This window comes from Paenibacillus dendritiformis (assembly GCF_021654795.1).
In the GTDB taxonomy this organism is placed as follows: domain Bacteria; phylum Bacillota; class Bacilli; order Paenibacillales; family Paenibacillaceae; genus Paenibacillus_B.
On the sequence record NZ_AP025344.1, the window covers coordinates 689,164 to 710,782 of the forward strand.

Consider the following 21,619-nt stretch of genomic DNA (forward strand, 5'->3'; position numbering starts at 1 on the left):
TAATGGCCACAAGCATAAAAGAAAACCCTTACATGAACGTATTTCGGGTGATGTCAAGCGGTTTGTTCGAAATTTGTTTGCGCAAATTTGCGCACAAAAATTATTGTGCAAACGCAATGAGGGCGCTGCCTCGACTTATTGCCTATTGCCTGTCATTCATCAGCTTCATTGCGCGTTTGCGCGTAACCGTGAATCGTATTTTCCAGAGGTTGAATACTCCAAGGTGAAAAGGGGACAGAATCATGCAGCAAGTACGCATAGGAATGATCGGAGCCCGCGGGAGGGGCGGGATTGCGAAGTATTGGCACAAGCCGGACGGCCGTTCCATCGTTGTCGGCGCGGCGGATATTTATCCGGAGAAGCTGGAGGAATTCCGGAAGGAGATCAATCCGGATGCTTTCGTGACGACCGATTACCGCGAACTGATCGCGCGGGACGATATTGATGCCATCGCGGTCACATCGCCCGATTATTGCCATGAAGAGCATGCGGTGGCTGCGCTGAAGGCCGGCAAGCATGTCTTTTGCGAGAAGCCGCTCGCGATCACCGTCGACGGCTGCGACAACATCCTCAAGGCGTGGCAGGAATCCGGCAAGAAGCTGATGGTCGGCTTCAATATGCGGTATATGAATATGTACCGGACGATGAAGGAGATTGTCGATTCCGGCGTTATCGGCGAGATTAAGGCGGTCTGGGTGCGCCATTTCGTCGGCTGGGGGGGCTATTTCTACTTCCACGACTGGCACGCGAACTCCGCCAATTCGACCGGACTGCTTCTGCAAAAGGGCTCTCATGATATCGACATCATTCATTGGATTACCGGTCGCTATGCGACGAAGGTGTCGGCCTTCGGCGGGCTCGATTTCTACGGCGGCGGCAAGCCGAACGATCTGACATGCCCGGCATGCGATGAGCGGGAGACGTGCACGGAGGTCAGCCCGGGCCGCCTGATCGAATGCGCCTTCCGCGAGGAAGTGAATGTGGAAGACAATAATGTGGTCATTATGGAGCTGGAAGGCGGCATTAAGGCATCGTATTTGCAATGTCATTTCACGCCGGACTATCAGCGCAACTATACATTCATCGGAACCGAAGGACGGATGGAGAACAACGAGCTGGAGAACAAGGTCTACGTGTGGACCCGGCGCTCGAACAATCCGCGCGAGCTGTCCAACCGGGTCTACGAGATTAAGGAAGCGAAGGGCTCCCACGGCGGTGCCGATCCGAATATTTGCAAGGACTTCGTAGATATGATTCTCGACGGCAAGATGCCGGTCGCGACGCCGCTGGCGGGCCGCATGAGCGTGGCTGTAGGCTGTGCGGCGACGGAATCGCTTCGCGGCGGCGGAGGCGTGGTGCAGGTCTCTCCGGCGCCGGATGCGGCCGTTCTCCAGGGTAGCGGCAACGGATAACGAAGAGGGTTCCCGCATCTCCTGCGACGGAGTTTTGCAGCATGGGGATACGGGAACCCCCACCCGATCTTTGATCTTGTTAAAAATTTACAAAATGTATAATTGATGTATTTAACTTGAAAATTACCCGGCAAGAGAAGGTCTATCGGTGAATGGCAAGAGAAAGGAGAGTGAATGAAGAGTTGAGCAAAACAGGGGTTACCCCGGAAAGCTTGCCGGCGGTTCGGGCCGCCGGATCCTCCCGGGTCTGGCGCTCGATCAAGCGCAACTGGCAGCTGTATGCGCTCATTGCGCCGGTCGTTGTCTACTATATCATCTTTCATTATTTGCCGATGTACGGCGTGCAGATCGCGTTCAAGGATTTCATCGCTTCCAAAGGAATCTGGGATAGTCCCTGGGTGGGCTTCAAGCATTTCGAACGGTTTTTCAGCAGCTATTTCTTTGAACGGCTTATTGTGAATACGCTTACAATCAGTCTGTATACGCTGCTGGTCAGCTTTCCGATTCCGATATTGCTGGCCTTGATGCTGAATGAAGCGAAGGCGCAATGGTTCAAGAAGACCGTACAGACGATTACGTACGCGCCGCATTTTTTGTCCGTCGTCGTCGTCGTCGGCATGCTGTTTATTTTCTTGAATCCGAGCACGGGCATCGTCAACCATCTGATCGTCGCGCTCGGAGGGGAGCCGATCGCCTTCATGACGGACGCGAAGTGGTTCAAGACGCTGTATGTGCTGTCGGACGTATGGCAGACGATGGGCTGGAGCTCGATCATTTATCTGGCGGCCTTGTCCGGGGTCGATCACCAGCTTCATGAGGCCGCGACGATTGACGGAGCCAGCAAGCTGCAGCGCATCTGGCACATCAATATTCCGACGATTGCCCCGACGATTATTATTTTGCTGATCCTCAATCTGGGGGCGGTGATGGCGGTGGGCTTCGAGAAAATTTTCCTGATGCAGAACAATCTGAATCTCGCCAGCTCGGATGTCATCTCCACCTATGTGTACCGCAGCGGGATACTGGATGCGCAGTACAGCTTCTCCGCCGCTGTCGGATTATTCAATTCGGTCGTCAACTTCGCGCTCTTGATTGTCGTGAACTCGATCGCGAGACGCGTAAGCGCGACGAGCCTATGGTGAGGAGGGGGTTGCCATGATTGATCGCTCCATCGGAGACCGCATCTTCGATGCCGTCAATTACGTCTTGTTAACGCTGGTCATGCTCATTGTGCTCTATCCGCTCCTCTTTGTCCTGAGCGCCTCCGTCAGCAACCCGGAGACGGTGCTGCGCGGCGAGATGTGGCTCATTCCGAAGCAGATCAATTTCGACGCATACGCCAAAATTTTTCAGAATAAAGACATTCTCCTTGGTTACGGCAACACGATTCTATATACCCTTCTCGGCACGGCCATCAATCTCATCATGACGATATGCGCGGCGTATCCGCTCGCACGCAAAGACTTCCTCGGCCGGGGGCTGATTACCGGCATCATCGTATTCACCATGTTCTTTGGCGGCGGGCTCATTCCTACGTACTTGCTCATCAAAAACTTGAATATGCTCGACACGCTGTGGGTGATGGTGATTCCGAACGCCGTCGCGGTCTGGAACATCATCATTATGCGCACCTTCTTCCAGCAATCGATTCCGGGCGAGATTCAGGAGGCGGCCATGATTGACGGGTGCAGCCATATCCAGACCCTGCTGCGCATCGTCCTGCCGCTGTCGATGCCGATTATCGCCGTCATGGTGCTGTTCTACGCGGTCGGCCACTGGAATTCCTATTTCAACGCGCTGATTTACTTGTCCAGCAAAGACAAATTCCCGCTGCAGCTCATTCTGCGCGAGATTCTGATTCAGAGCGATTCGGGCGACATGATCAAGCTGACGTCGGAATCGGCGGTGAAGATGAAGATGAGTGTGGAGGGCTTGAAATATGCGGTGCTGGTCGTGGCGAATTTGCCGATGCTCGTCCTGTATCCGTTCCTGCAGCGTTATTTTGTCAAAGGCATCATGATTGGAGCACTGAAAGGGTAACCGCCCAAAAAGGATAGGCCAATATCAAAAAGGGGGAAATGCGGTGAAATCTAGAAAATGGCTGATGACGACGAAGTGCGTGCTGCTGAGCTTCTCGCTGCTGATTACGGCTTGCGGGGGAAGCGGCGGCGGAGGGGGAGCCGATGCCGGCAATCGCGACGAACGGCTCGCCTCGATGAACAAGGAAGGGATGCCGATCGCCAAGGAAAAGATGACGATGTCCGGCTTCGCCGCGAAGTTCTATGCTTCGGCGGACTGGAGCAAGCTGATGCTCTGGGAAGAATACGAGAAGATGACCAATATTCATATCGATTGGGAGACCGTGCAGATCGACAGCTTGAAGGAGAAGCGCAACATCAAGCTGGCCGGCGGCGACTATCCCGAGATGTTCTTCGCCTCCGCCTTCGGCAAGAGCGATCTGATCAAGTATGGAAGCCAGGGCACCTTCCTGCGGCTGAACGAGCTGATCGACGAGTATGCCCCGAATTTCAAGGCGTTGATGGAGAAATACCCGATCGTGAAGCAGGGCATCACGATGCCGGACGGCAGCATTTACGGACTGCCGACCGTGTTCGACCCGGACTTCAAGTCGCTGTTCTACGGGACGCCGTGGATGAAGAAGGAATGGCTCGACAAGCTGGGGCTGAAGCCGCCGACCAATCTGGAGGAGCTGCACACGGTGCTGAAGGCAATCAAGGACGGCGACCCGAACGGCAACGGGAAGAAGGATGAGATCCCATGGGGTTCCCGCGGCGTCTGGATTATGATCAACTTCCTGAAGGGCTCGTTCGGGCTGAACAAGAACGGGACGGCGAATCCGAACGTCGACCTCGATCCGGACACCGGCAAGCTCCGGTTCGTCCCGGCGACGAAGCAGTACAAGGAACTGCTGCAATATGTCGAGAAGCTGCACGCAGACGGATTGTTCGATCCGGAGACGTTCACGATGAAGGACACCGACCTTACGTCCAAGGCGACCGCCGGCGTGTACGGGTTCCTGGACGGCGTCAAACCGGTGGCCGTCTACAATCAGGAGGGCTATGTCGGCATGCCGGTGCTCGAAGGCCCATACGGCGACAAGACCGCGACCAATATTGGATCGCCGCTCGGCAATATCGGCATGTTCGTGCTCACGGACAAGGCGAAGAACCCGGAAGCGGCCATTCGCTGGATGGATCATTTCTACAGCGATGAAGGGGTCAAAATGTTCTTCATGGGCTTCGAAGGCGTGACGTACAAAGTGAATGACAAGGGCGAATACGAGTACTTGGATACGATTACGAACAATCCGGACGGCTTGAACCTGGATCAAGCGGTCAGCCAATATCTTACCTGGCCGGGCGGATATTATCCGGGAATGGTGATGCGGAAGTATTTCAAGGGGGCGGAAGGGCTGCCTTCGTCGGTTCAGAACGCCGAGGAGGCGGAGCCGCGCTCGATACCGATGAGCGAGGTCTGGCCGGCCTTCAACTTCACGCCGGAGGAGCAGGATGAGCTGACGACCATTCAGACGGATATTCATACGTATGTCGATGAGATGCGCGACAAGTTCGCTTCGGGCGCCGTCGGATTCGACCAATGGGACAATTATGTGCAGCAGCTGGAGAAGATGAATCTGAAGCGTTATCTTGAGATTTACCAAGCGGCCTATGAGCGTTATGTGAAATCGAAATAGACAATAGCAGCCCCGCGCCGAGCAGTCGGCCGCGGGGCTAGCTGCGTCTGGCCGGGTCTGGCCGCGACTACAGCAGCGGCAGAATCTCGTCCCAGACCGCATCGAGGATGCTCTGCATATCCCCCTCGTTGCTGTTGATGGCGATCGCCGCATCGCGGCCGGGGATCACGATGCAGAACTGCCCGTGCGCGCCGTCGGCCCGATAAGCGTCATGCGTGCACATCCAGAACTGGCAGCCATAGCCCTGGCTCCAGTCGATGCTGCCCTCATTGCCGATATGCTTGCGCGTGGCGAACGCAATCCATTCCGCGGGGATCAACTGCTCGCCTTCCCAAGCGCCCCGCTGCAGCAGCAGCTGTCCGAAGCGGCTCAACTCCTCGTTGCTGATGCGCAGCCCCGCGCATCCGAGCGTGACGCCGAGCGGGGACGTGTCCCATTCGACGCGTTCCATCCCGAGCGGCTCGAACAGGCGCGGGGTCAAATATTGATGGACCGTCTCGCCTACGGCGGCTTGCACCATCGCCGAAATCATGAAGGTGTCGCCGCTGCTGTAGGTGAACCGCTCGCCGGGAAGACGGTCCAGCGGCAGCGACATATAATATTTGGCCCAGTCCTTCTCCTGGAGCGACCTTCTCTCATCGGCCCACAGCGGCGGAGCGTCATGGCCGGAGGACATCCGCAGCAGATCGTACAAGCGGATGCGGCCGGGCTCGAGGGCGGGAGCATCCGCCATTCCTTCCCGCACATGCTGCGGAAACACGTCCCCCAGCGTCGTCTCCAAGGTCAGCTTCCCTTCCTCGATTGCCAGTCCGGCCGCCATGCAGGTGAATGATTTGCTGACCGAATGCTGTGCGCGGCGGATATCTTCGCCCGCATCCCATTGCGCCGCCAGTCGGCCGCCTTGCCGCACCCGCGCCGAGAGGACGTTTAATTTCTTCTCGGTTACCCGCTGTACAAAACCGGTTAATACTTGAGACATCATCCAGTCCTTCTTTCCTTTAGAATTTCGAAATGAGGCAGAGAGGAGCGCTCGCAGGAAGAGCGGTGTCTCCTTATGTATATCGTAATAGAAACGTTTCCGTGATAAGTCGCCAAGCTGTTATTTATCATATTACAATCGCTTTCATACCCTGTCAATGAACGAAAAGCGAGCGCTTTCTTGTATCCTATTACATCAATATAAGGAGATATATAAATAAAATGGAATAAGGATGCTGATACTTCAACTTCTTTTGAGCTTATTTCTCGAAAAAATCATTGACAGGCTCTGGGGGCGAGATCTATGATTTAGTCGAAACGATTCGAAAAAACGCTTTCATGGGGGCGAGGCGCCAATGGCAGCCTGATTGTTAGGCGCGAACCCGCTTCAAGGATCGAATTCTATGTTTTCAAATTCTGGAGAATGAAAGGGATTACATATGGCGCATGTAACGATAGACACCGGCTCAACGACATTGCGAATGACAACGAACATTCACGTCGTCTATCCCATGGAGTCTCCGGATCCGTCAGGCAGCACGCTGTACCTGTTGCACGGGGCGGGGGACAATGCGAGCACGTGGCAGCGGCTGACGACGATCGAGCTGTATGCGGCCAAGTACGGATGCACGGTCATCATGCCGGAGGCGAACCGCAGCTACTATACGGATATGGAATACGGGTTGGATTATTTTTATTACCTTACCGAGGAGCTCCCGGAGCTGTGCACGCGCATGCTTCGCATGAATACCGATCCCGGGAGGACATTTGTCGCCGGATTGTCCATGGGGGGCTACGGCGCGTTGAAGTGCGCGTTGACTTACCCCGAGCGGTATGCCCGGGCCGTATCCTTGTCCGGAGTGACCGATATCAAGAGGCGTCTTCTGGACCCGGAGATGCCCCCGGGCATGGTGAAGGAGATGCAGGCGGTGTTCGGTCCCGAGCTGAAGATCAGGCCGGAACAAGATCTGTACGCCTTGGCGGCGAGGAGAGCGGAGGAGAAGGGCGAGCTTCCGTCCATCCTGTGCTGCTGCGGCTCCGGCGACCCGTTCATCGCGATGAACCGCGACTTTGCCGCTTACATGCAGGGCACTCGATTCGACTTCCGGTACGTGGAAGGACCGGGAACGCATGACTGGCTCTTCTGGGAAGAGCATTTGAAGACGGCATTTGACTTCCTGTATGAAGACAAGAACCAGGGAGAGAGAGGAGATGCAATTTGAAAGCCACCGCTTTAGATCCAGACGGACATGTGAAAGGACATTCGAAATCCGGAAGCCTGCTTACGCAAATATGGAAGAACAGAATGGTGTATACGCTGCTTCTTCCCGGGTTGATCTGGCTGCTGCTGTTCGCCTATTTGCCGATGGGCGGCCTCTCGCTCGCCTTCAAGGATTACAAGGCGAATCTCGGAATCTGGGGCAGCCCGTGGGTCGGATTCGAGAATTTCAAGTACGTGTTTCGCGATCCGGCGTTCATCGATGCCTTATGGAGAACGCTGTACATCAATATTATTAAGCTGGTCATACAGTTCCCGTTCCCGATTCTGCTCGCTCTGATGCTGAACGAGCTCCGGATGCGGCGGACGAAAAAAATCTTCCAGACGGTCTTTACGTTTCCTCATTTCCTGTCCTGGATTATCGTATCCGGCGTCGTCATCAATGTGCTGGCTTATGACGGGCTCGTGAACAGCGCTCTGGCGCTGCTCGGCCTGCCGACGATCAACTTCCTCGGCTCGGAGGAGATGTTCGTTCCGATGCTGCTGCTGACGGACATTTGGAAATCGACCGGATGGGGCGCAATCATCTACTTGGCCGCGATATCCGGGATCGACCAGGATCAATACGAGTCGGCCCAGATCGACGGCGCGTCGCGCATGCAGCAGATGTTCCGGATTACGCTGCCGAACATTTTGCCTACCGTCACCATCATGTTCATTTTGTCGGTGGGCGGCCTGATGTCGTCGGGCTTCGATCAGATTTTCAACCTGGCGAACGCGGCGACGAAGAACGTGTCGGAAGTATTGGATGTGTATATTTACCGCATTACGTTCCAGTCTTCTACGGACTTCTCGTTTTCCACCGCGGTCAGCCTGTTCCGTTCGCTCGTGAATATGATCCTCCTGCTTCTGGCGGACAGGGTTGCCAAAATGATGGGCGGAGACGGTCTGTTCCGATAAGAGAGGGGTGCAAAGGATGAGCAAGACAGCTGCCAAGAAGCAGCATAAGTTCCGCGCAGGAAAAATGACGGCGCTCGATTACATGATTTTCTTCCTGCTGCTGATATTCGCCTTATTGATTCTGATTCCGTTTTGGAATGTCATTATGATCTCCTTCTCGACGCCGAAGGAATATGCCGATAATCCGCTGATGATGTTCCCGAGAAATCCGACCCTGGCTTCCTACAAGGCTTTGTTCGAGGACGGAAGCATTTTGGCGGGCTACTGGAATACGCTCAAGCTGCTTATCGTAGGCTTGCCGCTCAGCCTGTTCCTGACGAGCAGCATGGCCTACGCGCTCAGCAGAAGCAAGTTCCCGGGCAAGAAGATGATCTTCTTCCTCGTGCTGTTCACGATGATCTTCAACGGCGGCATCGTGCCCCTCTATCTGATTATGAAATCGCTCCATCTGACAGGCACGCTGTGGTCCGTCATCCTGGCCGGCAGCTTCAGCGCTTTCAATATGATATTGATGATGAACTACTTCCAGAGCCTGCCTGAATCGCTGATGGAATCGGCAAGATTGGACGGAGCGGGCGAATGGAGAATTCTGTTCTCCGTCGTCCTGCCGCTGGCGGCGCCGATTATGGCGACCATCACGCTCTTCTACGGCGTCGCCTACTGGAACAGCTGGTACGATGCGATGATTTTCCTGCGCAAGGCGGATCAGCTCCCGCTGCAGAACGTACTGCGGACGATTATTGTCGAGTCGCAGACCAACGCCTCGAACGCGTCCAGCGTCGATGCGGTCGGCAAGCAAGCTTTTTCAACAGGGATGAAAATGGCTGCGGTCTTCGTGACGATGGTGCCGATTATGTGCTTCTTCCCGATGCTGCAAAAGCATTTCGCCAAAGGGGTGTTAACAGGGGCTATCAAGACCTGATTAATACGTATAGAGGCCGTTCAAAAAGTCCGCTTTGGATCACGAAGCCGAACTTTTTGAACACTCATAAGTTAGATTTTTGCAATGAAAATCTAAATCACGGGGGAGACATGAAATGAAAACGAACCAAAAGCTGTCGGTAAAATCTGTTCTGGCCATCGCCTTATGCGCGGTCATGCTGATGGTGGCTGCTTGCTCGAAGCAGGAAGCGCAAGGCGGCAATGAGAAGGAGGGCGACGGAAGCTACAAGGACAAGCTGACCATCTCCGTGGCGAGCACGATTCAGCTCAAAGACGGCCAGCTCGACAATGAGTTCCACAAGTTCTGGATGGACAAGTTCAACATCGATTGGGACTACAACTTCATCGAATGGGATTCCTGGGGCGAGAAGCTGCGGCTGTGGATCAACTCCGGCGACCTGCCTGACGTTGCGACCTGGAACTACATTCACGGCGACGCGATGAACTATATCGACCAGGGGCTGCTCTACAAGCTGCCGGATGACTGGAAGGAGCGCTGGCCGAACGTGGCGGCGGCTTACAAGCTGACGGGCCTGGGCGAGAAGCTGGAAGAGCTGACGGGAGGGACGTACGTGCTGCCGCGGCCAGTCTATTACGAGAACAAGCCTGCCGATCCGCTGGTGAATCAGATGGGGGTCGTCATGCTGCGCAAAGACTGGGCGGAAGCGGTCGGATTCGAACTGAAGGATGCGTACACGACGAGCGAACTGATGGAGTATGCCAAGCTGGTGAAGGAGAAAGACCCGGGCAAAGTTGGCGGGAATCTGGTGCCGCTGTCCTTTAACGCAAGCGACGCGCTGACGTACATCATTATGCCGAACAGCGAGCATGCCCGCGTCGAATCGGCGTTCTACAAAGGCGAAGACGGCAAATACCACTGGGGGCCTGCCGATCCGGAGACGCTTGCCGGCCTGAAATTGATGCAGCAAGCCTATAAGGACGGATTGCTGAACCCTGAATTTTATACATGGAAAAGCGGCGAAAGCGGCGACAACTTCCGTGTAAAGGGCACCGCTGCGGTGGCGGGCCTGGGCGGTCTCGCTTCGTACCGGCAAGACGTGGACAAGGCGATGAAGAAAAATCTCGGCCTCGAGAGCGACGATCTCGTCCATTCCGCAATCTTGTTGGGCGATGACGGGAAGTACCGCAACCTGGAGCAAGTCAATTTCTGGTCCGCGCTCATTTTCTCGCCGGACATCAGCGAGGAGAAATTCGAACGCATCATGGATCTGCTCGACTATTCGACGTCCCAAGAGGGACAAATGCTGCTCAACATGGGCTTCGAAGGCAAGGATTGGAAGCGCAGCGAGAACAAAGAGCTCGTCAGCCTGCTGCCGGAAGGCACGTCTCTGGAAGATAAGTACCCAAGCCGCTTCGAGGGGCTGTACCTCCTGGGCGACGATTTCAGCATGATCAACCCGGCGATTAAGAAGGAATACCGTGATCGGGCCGTGCTGCACTACCAGAACAAGGCGAAGTTCGGCAAAGAAGGAGGCAAGCTGGCCGAGTACGACTGGACGGTTCAACTGTACGATTCCAAAGCGAAAAATCAGGCGACCTTCGCATATGAGTCGGAGTATACGAACCTGATTCTGCAAAACGGCGATCTGGAAGCGAACTGGAAGAAATGGGTGGACAGTAAAATGCCGCTTGTCCAACCGGTTCTGGATGAACTGAACAAACAATAAGAAATACGAATGTTGCTGCAAGTGAAGTTGGCCTGAGGCGTTCGCCAGCGGTCCGAGTCGATGGAACCCGGTATGCAGGATAGTCCCATGCAACCGGGTTCTTCGCTTCACCGTCCAGCTCTTCTGAATGAGGAATGTGCATAACTCCGCGGCGGAGGGTCCCCCCTCGCGCATGAACGGGAGTGCTGGACGCCGATGATTGTGTCTCTGTCATTCCGGTTATGCATGTTCCTGAGAAAGGAGAAGGCATCTGCCGGTGATTCAAGGTTGAACACCGGTTACACTCTGGAAGCAAAAATGAACACGCCCTTATAAAGGAAGCAATGGAGGAACGAATATGGACAATCAGCAATTAACCGCCCTGCTGCGGCAGATGACGTTGGAAGAGAAAGTCGCGCAATTGCTGCAGCTTACGGCTCATTTTCATGAAGGCGCAGCGAGTGAAGGACAAGTGACCGGTCCAATGGAAGAGATGGGGATTACGGAAGCGATGGTGAACGCCAGCGGATCCGTGCTCGGCCTGTCGGGCGCGCAAGCGGTCATTGACGTGCAGAGATCCTATTTAAGCAAAAGCCGGCTCGGCATTCCGCTGCTGTTCATGGCGGATGTCGTGCACGGGTTTAAGACGATATTTCCGATTCCGCTCGCGATCGGTTGCTCCTGGGACGTGGACCTGGCGGAGAAGAGCGCGGCGGTGGCCGCCAAAGAATCGGCGGCGGCGGGCATCCATGTCACCTTCGCGCCGATGGTGGATCTCGTGCGCGATCCGCGCTGGGGAAGAGTGATGGAGACGACCGGGGAAGACCCGTATCTGAACAGCCTCTTCGCGCGCGCATTCGTTCGCGGCTACCAGGGCGGCAATCTGAAAGAGGATACCGATCGCCTCGCGGCCTGCGTCAAGCATTTCGCCGCTTACGGCGCGGCGGAAGGCGGACGCGACTACAATACGGTCGACATGTCGGAGCGCCAGCTGCGCGAATCTTATTTGCCGGCCTATCAAGCGGCGCTGGACGAGGGCTGCGAAATGGCGATGACCTCCTTCAACACGGTCGACGGCATTCCGGCCACCGGCAATGAGAAGCTGATGCGCGGCATCCTGCGCGAGGAATGGGGCTTCGACGGCGTCGTCATCTCCGACTGGGCGTCGATTCGGGAAATGATCGCCCACGGCGCGGCCGAGGATGATCGCGAAGCCGCGTACCGGGCCCTTCGCGCGGGCGTCGATATCGAGATGATGACCCCGTGCTACGTCCGGCATCTGCCGGAGCTCGTGCGGAGCGGTCTGGTCGACGAAGCGCTTATTGACGAAGCCGTGCTCCGGATTTTGCGGCTGAAGGAGAAGCTGGGGCTGTTCGACAATCCGCTGCGCGGAGCGGATCCGGAGCGGGAACGCGAGGTGCTCTTCTGCGAGGAGCATCGTCAGGTGTCCTACGAGCTGGCGGCCAAATCCTGCGTGCTGCTCAAAAACGACGGCGTGCTTCCGCTGAGGCCGGGGGCCAAGGCGGCGCTTATCGGGCCATTCGCCAACAGCGAAGATATTCTGGGCTGGTGGTCCTGCGTCGGCGTGAAGGAGGACGCCGTCAAGCTGGGTGACGCGCTGGCCGAGCGGATGCAGGACGGGATGCTGGAGATCGTGCTCGGCTGCGGCATCGACCGCATGACGCCGGAGCAATGCGAGGCGGCGCTGGCCGCGGCCCGGGGCGCCGATATCGTCGTGCTGGCTCTCGGCGAAGAATCGGCGATGAGCGGGGAAGGCGGCTCCCGGACGAACCTTCGTCTGCCGGAAGCGCAGCTTGAGCTGGTGAAGCGGGTGAAGTCATTGGGCAAGCCGATGGCTGCGGTCCTGTTCAACGGCCGTCCGCTCGACCTGCATGGGGTATACGAGGAAGCCGATGCGGTGCTGGAGGCCTGGTTCCCGGGCAGCGAGGGCGGCGCCGCGATTGCCGATATTCTGCTCGGCCGGGTCAATCCGTCCGGGCGGCTGACGATGTCGTTCCCGCAATCGGCAGGCCAAGTGCCGGTCTATTACAACCATTTCAATACCGGACGGCCTCTCGATCCGGCGAAGACGGAAGAACGGTATGTGTCCAAGTACATCGACTGCTCGAACGAGCCGCTGCTTCCGTTCGGCTTCGGCTTGTCCTATACGACGTTCGAATACGGCGAGGTGACGCTCTCCGGCAGCGAGATGACGCCGGAACAGCCGCTCCGCGTGAGCGTCCGGGTGAAGAACACGGGCACAAGATCCGGGGTGGAGACGGTGCAGATCTATATCCGCGATGTCGCCGGCGATGTCGTTCGTCCGGTTCGCGAGCTGAAAGGGTATGCGAAGGTGGCGCTGGCGCCGGGTGAGAGCGAGACCGTGACATTTACCGTGACCGAGGAGCAGCTGCGGTACCATCATTCCGATCTGCGTTATGCCAGCGATCCGGGGACGTTCCGCGTCTATGTCGGGCCGAACAGCCGGGACACGGCGGAGCAGACGTTCAAGCTGGTCCGGTCCAACAGACGGAATCTGCCGTCCGCTTTCCATACTTAATGAAGAAATTAGATATTCTCGCAATATTCGCAATAGATGAAACGCAATTGACGATGCAAGAGCTGGGAGGAATGACACACACATGACAACGATAACGACATCCAAGACGTCCAAGCTTGAGGTTCTGGCCGGCGATCTGCGCTTTACCTTTTGGGAGAGCGGGGATTTGTACCAGGCCGTAAGCGGCCGGACGATGATCAATCAACTGATGGCAAGCCCGCTTGACGGGTCCTTGAACAATCTGTATCTCCGGATTCATGGGGAATCCGGCATCCGGTCCTGCCCGCTGCTCGGCGTTCATTCCGGGAGCTCGGTTCGCGCCGGCGAAGGCCGTCTCGTCTGGGAGGGCGCGGCCGAAGGCATCTCGTATCGGGTGACGTTCGCGCCGACGAAGCAGGGCGTCTGGTTCTGGGACGTCGAGGCGCGCGGCGATGGCGCAGTGATCGACGTCATCTACGGCCAGGATATCGGCGTCGCCGATCCCGGCGCCGTGCGCAACAATGAAGCGTACCTGTCGCAATATATCGACCACGCCGTCTTCGAGGATGACGCGAAGGGCTTTGTCGTCTGCTCGCGCCAGAACCAGCCGCAGGGCGGTGCGTTCCCGTACGTTCAGCAGGGCGCGCTGACCGGCGCGGCCGGATTTTCGACCGACGGGTTCCAATTTTTCGGCCGCTCCTATAAGGAGACCAACGTCCCGGCAGCCCTAAGCCAAGCCAAGCTGGCCAATGAAATCTATCAGTACGAATTCGCTTATACGGCCCTTCAATCGCAGCCGGTGCGGCTCAGCGGGGAAGCCCGCTTCGTATTCTATGGCCTCTTCAAGCCGGATCATGCGGCCGCCGTGACGGAGCTGGAATATGGCGATGAGGTGCAAGCGGCCTGGGAGGCCTGTCTTGCCGCCGCAGACGCGGCGTCGCCGCTGCGCGAGCTGCCTCCGGTCCGCCTGAAGCCGGCGATTGGCGAGCCGCTTCGCACCCTCTCCCTGAAGGAGGAGGAAGTGAAGGCGCGGTTCCCCCGAACTCGCCAGGAGGAGCGCGACGGGCAAGGGCGGCTGCTGGCCTTCTTCACGGACACGTACGAGCATATCGTGCTGAAGGAGAAGGAACTGCTTGTCGAGCGCCCGCACGGGCATATTTTGATGAGCGGCCGCAGCTTGAAGCTGGGCGCCGAAGTCCTGACGACCACTTCCTATATGTACGGGCTGTTCAATTCCCATGTGGTGGTCGGGAACACGAATTTCAACAAAATGATGAGCAACGCCCGCAACCCGCTCAATGTGCCGAAGACGGCCGGGCAGCGCATTTACGTGGAACGGGAAGGCACATACCGGCTGCTGACGATGCCATCGCTGTTCGAGCTTGGATTCAACTATGCGCGGTGGTATTACAAGACGGAAGACGACATGCTTATCATTACGAACTTCACGGCGGCGGATTCTCCGGAGGTGCGCCTGCATGTGCGCGCGGAGAGCGGCAAGCCGTACCGGTATCTGGTGACCAATCAGGTCACGATGCATGTCAATGAGTATGAACTGCCGGTGCAGATGTCCAATGACCAGGGCAAGCTGATTTTCTCCGCGGATCCCGCTTCGCTTAGCGCGGGAGTCTATCCGAAGCTGCAGTACCGCATGTGGGTGGATGGCGCGGACGCCGCCGTCGGCGACGAGACGGCGCTGGCCGACGGCGTTCGTCCCGGCGACGCTTCGCTCGTGACGCTGGAGCTGGGCGCCAGCCCGGAATGGACGCTGACGATTCAAGGGCGGCTGGACGGAGAGGTGCCTGACCGGGCTTCGCGCGGCATGGAGGAAGAGATTGCGGACTATCGCGAATTTTTCAGAGAGACGATGAACGGCTTCCGGCTGTCGCGCGGCGGCGGGAGCGCGGAGGAGCTTTTCAAGGTGAATGCCCTGGCTTGGTGGTACACGCATAACATGCTTGTCCACTATGCGGTTCCGCATGGGCTGGAGCAGTATGGCGGCGCGGCCTGGGGAACCCGGGACGTGTGTCAGGGACCGGTCGAATATTTCCTGGCGACGCAGAAATACGGGCAGGTGCGGGATATTTTGAAGATGGTCTATTCCCATCAATATGAAGACGACGGCAACTGGCCGCAATGGTTCATGTTTGACAAGTATTTCGCCATCCAGCAGGAGGAGAGCCACGGCGACATTATTGTCTGGCCGCTGAAAGTTCTGGGAGATTATTTGACGGCTACCCGGGATTACAGTATTTTGGAGGAAAAGGTTCCCTATACCATCAAGCGCCGGTTCGATTTCACCGAGCGGACGGCGACGATACTGGAGCATGCGGCGAAGGAAATCAATTATATCCGCACTCATTTCTTGCATGAGACGCACCTGTCCTCGTACGGGGACGGGGACTGGGACGACACGCTCCAGCCGGCGAATGCCCAACTGAAGAAGTATATGGTCAGCAGCTGGACCGTCGCGCTGACGTATCAGGCGCTGAACCAGCTCTCCCGGGCGCTGCATCCGGCGGAGCGAGCGCTTGCGGCCGAGCTGCGGGAGATGGCGTCCGGCATCGAGCGGGACTACAACCGGTATATGCTGGACACGAAGGTGATTCCGGGCTTCCTCTATATGGAGGATCCGGAGCATGTGAAGCGGATGCTGCATCCGGCGGATACGGACACCGGCATCCAATTCCGGCTGCTGCCGATGACGCGCAGCATTATCGCGGAATTGGTCGGGCCGGAGCAGGCCGAGGCCAATTACCGCCTCATTAAGGATAAGCTGTTCTTCCCGGACGGCGTCCGCCTGATGAACCGCCCGGCCCAATACGCCGGCGGCGTGAGCACGCATTTCAAGCGGGCGGAACAGGCGGCCAACTTCGGACGCGAGGTCGGGCTGCAATATGTGCATGCGCATATCCGCTATGTGGAAGCGATGGCGAAGCTGGGGCATGCGGACGATGTATGGAACGGATTGGAGATGATTAATCCGGTCGGCATTCATGACGTCGTGCCGAACGCGGAGCTCCGCCAGAGCAATGCCTACTTCAGCAGCTCCGACGGCAAATTCAATACGAGATACGAGGCTCAGGCCCGTATCGACGCGCTTCGCGGCGGGCAGGTTCCGGTGAAGGGAGGCTGGAGAATCTACTCCAGCGGTCCGGGAATCTACATGAACCAGCTTATCTCGAATGCGCTTGGCATCCGGCAGGACAACGGCGATCTCGTGATCGATCCGGTGCTGCCGGCCGGGTTGGACGGGATGCGGTTCGACTTCCGCTTCGCCGGGGCGAAGGTGACCTTCATCTATCGCATTGCGGATGGAGCGGTCAGCCGCGTCGTGATGAACGGGAAGCCGCTGAATGCGGAGCGCCTGTCCAATCCGTATCGCCAGGGCGGCCTGCGCGTGGCGAAGGGCGTCTTTGCGGCCGAGATGAAGCCGGATCGGAACGTAGTCGAGATCTTGATGTAGCGGCGGCGCTGCCGATGCTACAATAGGGTTAACATTACCATTTATTATGGATGCATTGAAGGACTGGTGAACCAACGGAGGAGCGAGGACAAGTGGTTAGTATCAAGGATATCGCTAAAAAAGCCGGAGTTTCGATTTCAACGGTATCTTATGCTCTTAACGGCAGCAGCAAAGTGACGGACGAGACAAGCGCTAAAATTTTGGCGATTGCCAGAGAACTGAACTATGTGCCCAATGCTGCCGCAAGAACATTGAAGAAGAGGGAGTCCAAGATCGTAGGCGTGTTCTTGACGGACTTCAAGGGGGATGTATACGGAGAGCTTCTCGACGGAATGAAGGAAGTCTGCAACGCGCAGGGCTATGATCTGATCGTGTGCAGCGGCAAGCAGTCCCATCGCATGCTTCCCGAGCGGATGATCGACGGCGCCATTATTTTGGACCAGACATTCTCAAGCGAAGAACTGATTCAATATGCGGACCGCAATCACCGCATCGTCGTGCTGGACCGGGAGCTGGATCATCCGAATATCAATCAGGTGCTGCTGGACAACAAGGCGGGAGCGACGCTGGCGACGGAATATTTGGTGGAGCGGGGTCACAAGAAAATTTACGTCGTGACGGGCCCCGAGGGCTCGTACGACTCCAATCAGCGGATGAAGGCCGTGAAGCTGGTCGCGAACCGGGCCGAGGATGTGGAATGGAGCGAGATTCCAGGCAATTTCAAGAAAAGCGGCGGGGAGCGTGCCGCAGAGCAGATTATCCAGGAATACACGGGGCCGGCCGCCGTCTTCTGCCTCAATGACGACATGGCGATCGGACTATGCGATCGGCTGGCCGACACCGAGTACCGGATCGGCGAGCATATCCATGTCATCGGCTTCGACAATATCGAGCTGACTCGTTACATGCAGCCGCGTCTCGCCACGATCGATTATTCCAAGCATAAATGGGGCGCGCTGGCCGCGGAGCAGCTCATCAAAATTATTTCCGGGGAAAAGGTCGAGCATGAACGGATTTACGTTACGCTCGTGGAGGGGGAGTCCGTCGGCTGGGGATGATGGGGTTCTCTGAGTGTTAAGTTTGAACCAATTCAAGTAGGGAGAAACGAGGAAGCGCCTTGCGATAAGCTCTTGGCTTATCAGGGGGCGCTTCCTTTTTATGTTGTACCAAAGGGAGGAAACGCGAAAATGAATCGTGAGAAAATTGAAGCGCTTATTGACGAACTGACCCCATGTTTTTTTCACAGGGAAACTGGCAAGCGCGGCCAAAAAATGGGTAACCAATACTTCGGGGAGGGTGATTCAAAATGACCAGTAGACGGATTTCGGACAAAGTCATAGCCCAGCGGAAGCAGTCACTTTTGATCAGATAAAAAATAGTCTCTCTACTGGTAAGAAGGTGGGTAAGAGATCATAAGCGTATTACATATGAAGAGTATGTAAAAGCGAGGGATGCCAAATTACCCTCACCTTGTGGGGACGAGGGCATCTTATAGAAAACAAACGACAGTAGATTGGTAAAGACGGCGACCAAGGAGCCAATTTACCGAGCACCTCGTGACCGATAAATCGGGAAGATGCGGCATCTGCTCAAACGGGATGCTTCGATAACGAAATGAAAAGCTCCACCGCTTACCTTTTGAGTCAGTAGTCTTTAGCCCTGAGCGTTGCCGTATAGAATGACTCGCCCAATGCCGATAAAGTATTCTGATTCCCTAATGATATGATCGAGTATAGTTTGGGCTATCGGCTTATTCTTAGCAGTTGAACTATGAGTTTTAATCTGACGGCACAGTTCAATAAATTTCATGCTTTCATCTAGGCAGTATGTCACAAGCTGGATCACCTGTTGATGAAGTTGAGCAGGGACATATTGACTGCGAATCACCGATTCTACGTAACTCACGACGTTTTGATGAGTTCTCGTCAGGGCTTGCTCCCATTGTTTTAGAGCCTCCACATAATGGTTCTCCAAATTTGTTAGAGCCTCTCGAATGACAACTGTGTGCTCGCTCTCTTGCATTTTCCAAAATTCCGCTTCATCCAAAACTCGCAGTGGCATTTGCTGACCATAATAAAATTGCATATCTATCCTCCTCTGTTTTAGAATGCTCTCTTCTCACAATATGGGGCAAACGCTAGGGTTATGACTTGGCAAACTTATAGTAGCCCTCCTGATTCCTGCCTTGCTTCGACATCTCCATCGTCGGGAAGCAATTCCCTTCAAGCCAACTTTAGAATTCCCTGCCTTTAGGCATGGGGAGGATCAAATTTGGTATCATTGTAAATGACTGTTGCAACTGTCCGTTGAAGAGTTTGAATCAGGGAGGAGGCAGGATCTTGCCTGCAGCGCGAAATAGATATGTCATTGTCAAATATCTGATTATTGTCGGGGTTATTCTCTTAGGAGGGGCAGCGATTGTTAGCAAAGAGAACAAATCGATGTATATGGGCATGATGCTGCTCTGCATCTCTTTTGGCGTTATCAATGAGGGAATTATTCTGCGGCTCAAGAAAGAAAACAAAGCAAGGGAAATCTCATGTTACATTGCTGGCACATTTTCATTTGTTGTTGCATGGCTTATTTTGCTCGACCTCTTACAAGGGCTTTGACTATGCCCAGCGGCAGGTTGCGATTCGTTCGCGGCCTGCTTTTTTCTTTTCCCCGCCCCAGATCCGAAAAACCAGCCCCCCAATACGAAATATGAGCCCTTATGGACGAAAGTGATCCGATTTACAATAGCAAGAGAGAGATGAAAGTGCTTACAAAAATGGGCTGGAGGCCAAAGAGAGGAGGTTGACAACATGGAGACGCGCGCTTCCGTTGAACCCGCCGCTTCGCGGACGGAACGGCATCTCGTGCCCGAGGTTCCTCCTTCCCGTTGGCGCCAATGGCTGAAGAAGATCGGGGTCCAGAAGACGCTGCAGCTGATGGCGCTCCTGGGCGTGGCCTGGATGATTGTGTTCAACTATATCCCGATGTACGGCATTATCATTGCCTTCCAAAATTTCAACATCGTCCGCCCGATTGCCGAAGCGCCTTGGGTCGGACTGGATCATTTCCGGGAGTTCCTGGAGAACGACGATCTGTGGAACGTCCTGACCAACACGCTGGGCATCAGCTTGTTGAAGCTGCTGATCGGCTTTCCGCTGCCGATTCTATTCGCCTTGTTCCTGAACGAGCTTCGTTCGTTCCGCTTCAAGCGGGCCGTGCAGACGATCTCTTATTTGCCCCATTTCCTGTCGTGGGTCATTCTGGGGGGCATCCTGGCGACCTGGCTGTCCGATGTCGGGGTTATCAACAATATCCTGCTCGGGTTGAAGCTGATCCGGGAGCCGACGAACTTCCTGGCGGAGCCGGGTTATTTCTGGTCGATTATTATCGCGTCCGACATCTGGAAGGAGCTCGGCTGGTCCGCGATTATTTACTTGGCGGCCATCTCCGGCGTCTCGCCGGAATTGTATGAAGCCGCGACCATCGACGGCGCGGGACGCTTCCAGAAGATGTGGTACGTCACTCTGCCGAGCATCAAAGCCACGATTGCGATCCTGCTCATTCTCGCCGTCAGCGGCGTGCTCAATTCCAACTTCGAGCAGATCCTGGTGCTGCGCAACTCGCTGAACGAGAGCGCCAGCAATGTTATGGACATTTTCGTCTACCAGACCGGCATCGTGTCCGGCAGGTATTCCTATGCGACGGCAGTCAATCTGATGAAGTCGGTCATTGCCTTCTTCCTGCTGCTGCTGGCGAACTATGCTTCGCGCAAGATCAATGACACTTCCTTATTCTAGCGACACATTCCAATGACAGAAGGCGGTGGAAATCCATGTCATCCTCACGCGCGCCGCGGCTGGCCGGCGAGAAGGCGTTCGACGCGGTCAATACCGTCATGATGCTGTTCATCTGCTTCCTGACGCTGTACCCGATATGGTATGTGCTCGTCAATTCGTTCAATGACGGCACCGATGCGATGCGGGGCGGCATCTATTGGTGGCCGCGCCAATTCAGCATCTCGAACTATGCCGCCGTCTTCTCGAATCCCGGCATTATGCAGGCGATGCTCATTACGGTAGCCAAGACGGTCATCGGCACGGCCACGCATGTGTTTTTCACGGCGATGGTGGCTTATGCGTTCTCCCGCAAAGATCTGATCGGCGGCAAGCTCTATATTTTGATCGGCACGTTCACCATGTTTTTCAGCAGCGGGCTGATTCCTTACTACTTATGGATTCGCGACATCGGGCTGCTGGATAACTTCCTGGTCTATATCATTCCGGCGATGTTCAATTTTTTTCACCTGATTATCTTCATGACGTTCTTCCGGGAGATTCCCGCCGGGCTACAGGAGGCGGCCAAGATTGACGGCGCCGGCGATTTCTCGATCTTCGTTCGCGTCGTCATCCCGGTATCGATGCCGGTCATCGCGACGATCGCGCTCTTCCAGGGCGTCTATCAATGGAATGATTACTTCACCGGCATGATCTACATGAACAATACCGACCTGCAGCCAATTCAGACCTTCCTGTACCGCGTCGTCGCCCAAGCCTCCTCGAACCAGATGCTGGCGGCGGCCCCGAGCGGCATTACGAAGACGGTCACCTCGCAATCGCTGAAGCTGGCGACGATGGTCGTGACGACGCTGCCGATCGTCATCGTGTATCCGTTCCTGCAGAAGTATTTCGTCAAGGGCTTCATGATCGGCTCGATCAAGGGCTGAACCA

Annotated in this window: 17 protein-coding genes; 15 read left to right on the top strand and 2 right to left on the bottom strand. The window is 55.9% G+C overall.

Translation table 11 applies throughout. The features are described from left to right. Positions 1-242: 242 nt before the first annotated feature. The 4 genes from L6439_RS02995 (at position 243) to L6439_RS03010 (ending at position 5,127) form a co-directional block, all read left to right on the top strand. The gene (locus tag L6439_RS02995) at positions 243-1,412 is read left to right on the top strand and encodes a Gfo/Idh/MocA family protein (protein ID WP_168180950.1); all 1,170 of its coding nucleotides are present in this window, start codon (positions 243-245) and stop codon (positions 1,410-1,412) included. A gap of 152 nt (positions 1,413-1,564) precedes the next feature. Beyond that, positions 1,565-2,554, top strand: coding sequence for an ABC transporter permease (locus L6439_RS03000; protein ID WP_168180951.1), 990 nt, complete (start codon positions 1,565-1,567; stop codon positions 2,552-2,554). 13 nt (positions 2,555-2,567) lie between these two features. Then, positions 2,568-3,452: a carbohydrate ABC transporter permease gene (locus L6439_RS03005; protein ID WP_168180952.1), complete on the top strand. Its 885-nt coding sequence runs from the start codon at positions 2,568-2,570 to the stop codon at positions 3,450-3,452. Positions 3,453-3,495: 43 nt separating this feature from the next. After that, positions 3,496-5,127, top strand: coding sequence for an extracellular solute-binding protein (locus L6439_RS03010; RefSeq protein WP_213470114.1), 1,632 nt, complete (start codon positions 3,496-3,498; stop codon positions 5,125-5,127). A 67-nt stretch (positions 5,128-5,194) separates the two neighbouring features. Here the strand turns inward: L6439_RS03010 and L6439_RS03015 are convergent, their stop codons facing one another. Next, complete coding sequence (locus L6439_RS03015; RefSeq protein WP_237096729.1) at positions 5,195-6,109, bottom strand: serine hydrolase domain-containing protein; 915 nt, start codon at positions 6,107-6,109, stop codon at positions 5,195-5,197. Positions 6,110-6,545: 436 nt separating this feature from the next. Here L6439_RS03015 and L6439_RS03020 point away from each other — a divergent pair, with 436 nt between their 5' ends. The 8 genes from L6439_RS03020 (at position 6,546) to L6439_RS29260 (ending at position 18,208) form a co-directional block, all read left to right on the top strand. Further along, a complete protein-coding gene (locus L6439_RS03020; RefSeq protein WP_168180955.1) occupies positions 6,546-7,328 on the top strand; it encodes an alpha/beta hydrolase in 783 nt (260 codons plus the stop codon). Next, entirely contained in the window at positions 7,325-8,284 is a 960-nt protein-coding gene (locus tag L6439_RS03025; RefSeq protein WP_168180956.1) for an ABC transporter permease, read from the top strand. Before L6439_RS03020 ends, L6439_RS03025 begins: the two co-directional genes overlap by 4 nt. 16 nt (positions 8,285-8,300) lie before the next feature. Next, on the top strand, positions 8,301-9,206 hold the full coding sequence (locus tag L6439_RS03030; RefSeq protein WP_168180957.1) for a carbohydrate ABC transporter permease: 906 nt from the start codon (positions 8,301-8,303) through the stop codon (positions 9,204-9,206). Positions 9,207-9,321: 115 nt separating this feature from the next. Next, positions 9,322-10,914 (top strand): extracellular solute-binding protein, encoded by a 1,593-nt coding sequence (locus tag L6439_RS03035; RefSeq protein ID WP_168180958.1) that lies wholly within the window; start codon positions 9,322-9,324, stop codon positions 10,912-10,914. Between the two features lie 337 nt (positions 10,915-11,251). After that, the gene (locus tag L6439_RS03040; RefSeq protein WP_213470116.1) at positions 11,252-13,453 is read left to right on the top strand and encodes a glycoside hydrolase family 3 N-terminal domain-containing protein; all 2,202 of its coding nucleotides are present in this window, start codon (positions 11,252-11,254) and stop codon (positions 13,451-13,453) included. Between the two features lie 82 nt (positions 13,454-13,535). After that, the gene (locus L6439_RS03045; protein ID WP_213470118.1) at positions 13,536-16,898 is read left to right on the top strand and encodes a GH36-type glycosyl hydrolase domain-containing protein; all 3,363 of its coding nucleotides are present in this window, start codon (positions 13,536-13,538) and stop codon (positions 16,896-16,898) included. Positions 16,899-16,990: 92 nt separating this feature from the next. Then, positions 16,991-17,956, top strand: a complete 966-nt coding sequence (locus L6439_RS03050) for a LacI family DNA-binding transcriptional regulator (protein ID WP_168180961.1) — start codon at positions 16,991-16,993, stop codon at positions 17,954-17,956. 129 nt (positions 17,957-18,085) lie between these two features. Then, positions 18,086-18,208: a hypothetical protein gene (locus L6439_RS29260; RefSeq protein WP_269155977.1), complete on the top strand. Its 123-nt coding sequence runs from the start codon at positions 18,086-18,088 to the stop codon at positions 18,206-18,208. Between the two features lie 343 nt (positions 18,209-18,551). Here the strand turns inward: L6439_RS29260 and L6439_RS03055 are convergent, their stop codons facing one another. Then, complete coding sequence (locus L6439_RS03055; protein ID WP_213470120.1) at positions 18,552-18,983, bottom strand: DUF2935 domain-containing protein; 432 nt, start codon at positions 18,981-18,983, stop codon at positions 18,552-18,554. A 254-nt stretch (positions 18,984-19,237) separates the two neighbouring features. On the opposite strand from L6439_RS03055, the gene L6439_RS03060 reads away from it, so the two are divergent. The 3 genes from L6439_RS03060 to L6439_RS03070 all read left to right on the top strand — a co-directional run bounded on the left by L6439_RS03060 (position 19,238) and on the right by L6439_RS03070 (position 21,615). Beyond that, positions 19,238-19,510, top strand: a complete 273-nt coding sequence (locus tag L6439_RS03060; RefSeq protein ID WP_168180963.1) for a hypothetical protein — start codon at positions 19,238-19,240, stop codon at positions 19,508-19,510. A 192-nt stretch (positions 19,511-19,702) separates the two neighbouring features. Beyond that, on the top strand, positions 19,703-20,689 hold the full coding sequence (locus tag L6439_RS03065) for an ABC transporter permease (RefSeq protein WP_168180964.1): 987 nt from the start codon (positions 19,703-19,705) through the stop codon (positions 20,687-20,689). Between the two features lie 35 nt (positions 20,690-20,724). Then, a complete protein-coding gene (locus L6439_RS03070) occupies positions 20,725-21,615 on the top strand; it encodes a carbohydrate ABC transporter permease (RefSeq protein WP_006677804.1) in 891 nt (296 codons plus the stop codon). Positions 21,616-21,619 lie beyond the last annotated feature (4 nt).

What these genes read in the sequence shown, in the direction of transcription:
- L6439_RS02995 (WP_168180950.1), top strand. Translation starts at nt 243, where the DNA reads ATGCAGCAAGTACGCATAGGAATGATCGGAGCCCGCGGGAGGGGCGGG.
- L6439_RS03000 (WP_168180951.1), top strand. Translation starts at nt 1,565, where the DNA reads ATGGCAAGAGAAAGGAGAGTGAATGAAGAGTTGAGCAAAACAGGGGTT.
- L6439_RS03005 (WP_168180952.1), top strand. Translation starts at nt 2,568, where the DNA reads ATGATTGATCGCTCCATCGGAGACCGCATCTTCGATGCCGTCAATTAC.
- L6439_RS03015 (WP_237096729.1), bottom strand. Translation starts at nt 6,109, where the DNA reads ATGATGTCTCAAGTATTAACCGGTTTTGTACAGCGGGTAACCGAGAAG.
- L6439_RS03020 (WP_168180955.1), top strand. Translation starts at nt 6,546, where the DNA reads ATGGCGCATGTAACGATAGACACCGGCTCAACGACATTGCGAATGACA.
- L6439_RS03030 (WP_168180957.1), top strand. Translation starts at nt 8,301, where the DNA reads ATGAGCAAGACAGCTGCCAAGAAGCAGCATAAGTTCCGCGCAGGAAAA.
- L6439_RS03035 (WP_168180958.1), top strand. Translation starts at nt 9,322, where the DNA reads ATGAAAACGAACCAAAAGCTGTCGGTAAAATCTGTTCTGGCCATCGCC.
- L6439_RS03040 (WP_213470116.1), top strand. Translation starts at nt 11,252, where the DNA reads ATGGACAATCAGCAATTAACCGCCCTGCTGCGGCAGATGACGTTGGAA.
- L6439_RS03045 (WP_213470118.1), top strand. Translation starts at nt 13,536, where the DNA reads ATGACAACGATAACGACATCCAAGACGTCCAAGCTTGAGGTTCTGGCC.
- L6439_RS29260 (WP_269155977.1), top strand. Translation starts at nt 18,086, where the DNA reads ATGAATCGTGAGAAAATTGAAGCGCTTATTGACGAACTGACCCCATGT.
- L6439_RS03055 (WP_213470120.1), bottom strand. Translation starts at nt 18,983, where the DNA reads ATGCAATTTTATTATGGTCAGCAAATGCCACTGCGAGTTTTGGATGAA.
- L6439_RS03065 (WP_168180964.1), top strand. Translation starts at nt 19,703, where the DNA reads ATGGAGACGCGCGCTTCCGTTGAACCCGCCGCTTCGCGGACGGAACGG.
- L6439_RS03070 (WP_006677804.1), top strand. Translation starts at nt 20,725, where the DNA reads ATGTCATCCTCACGCGCGCCGCGGCTGGCCGGCGAGAAGGCGTTCGAC.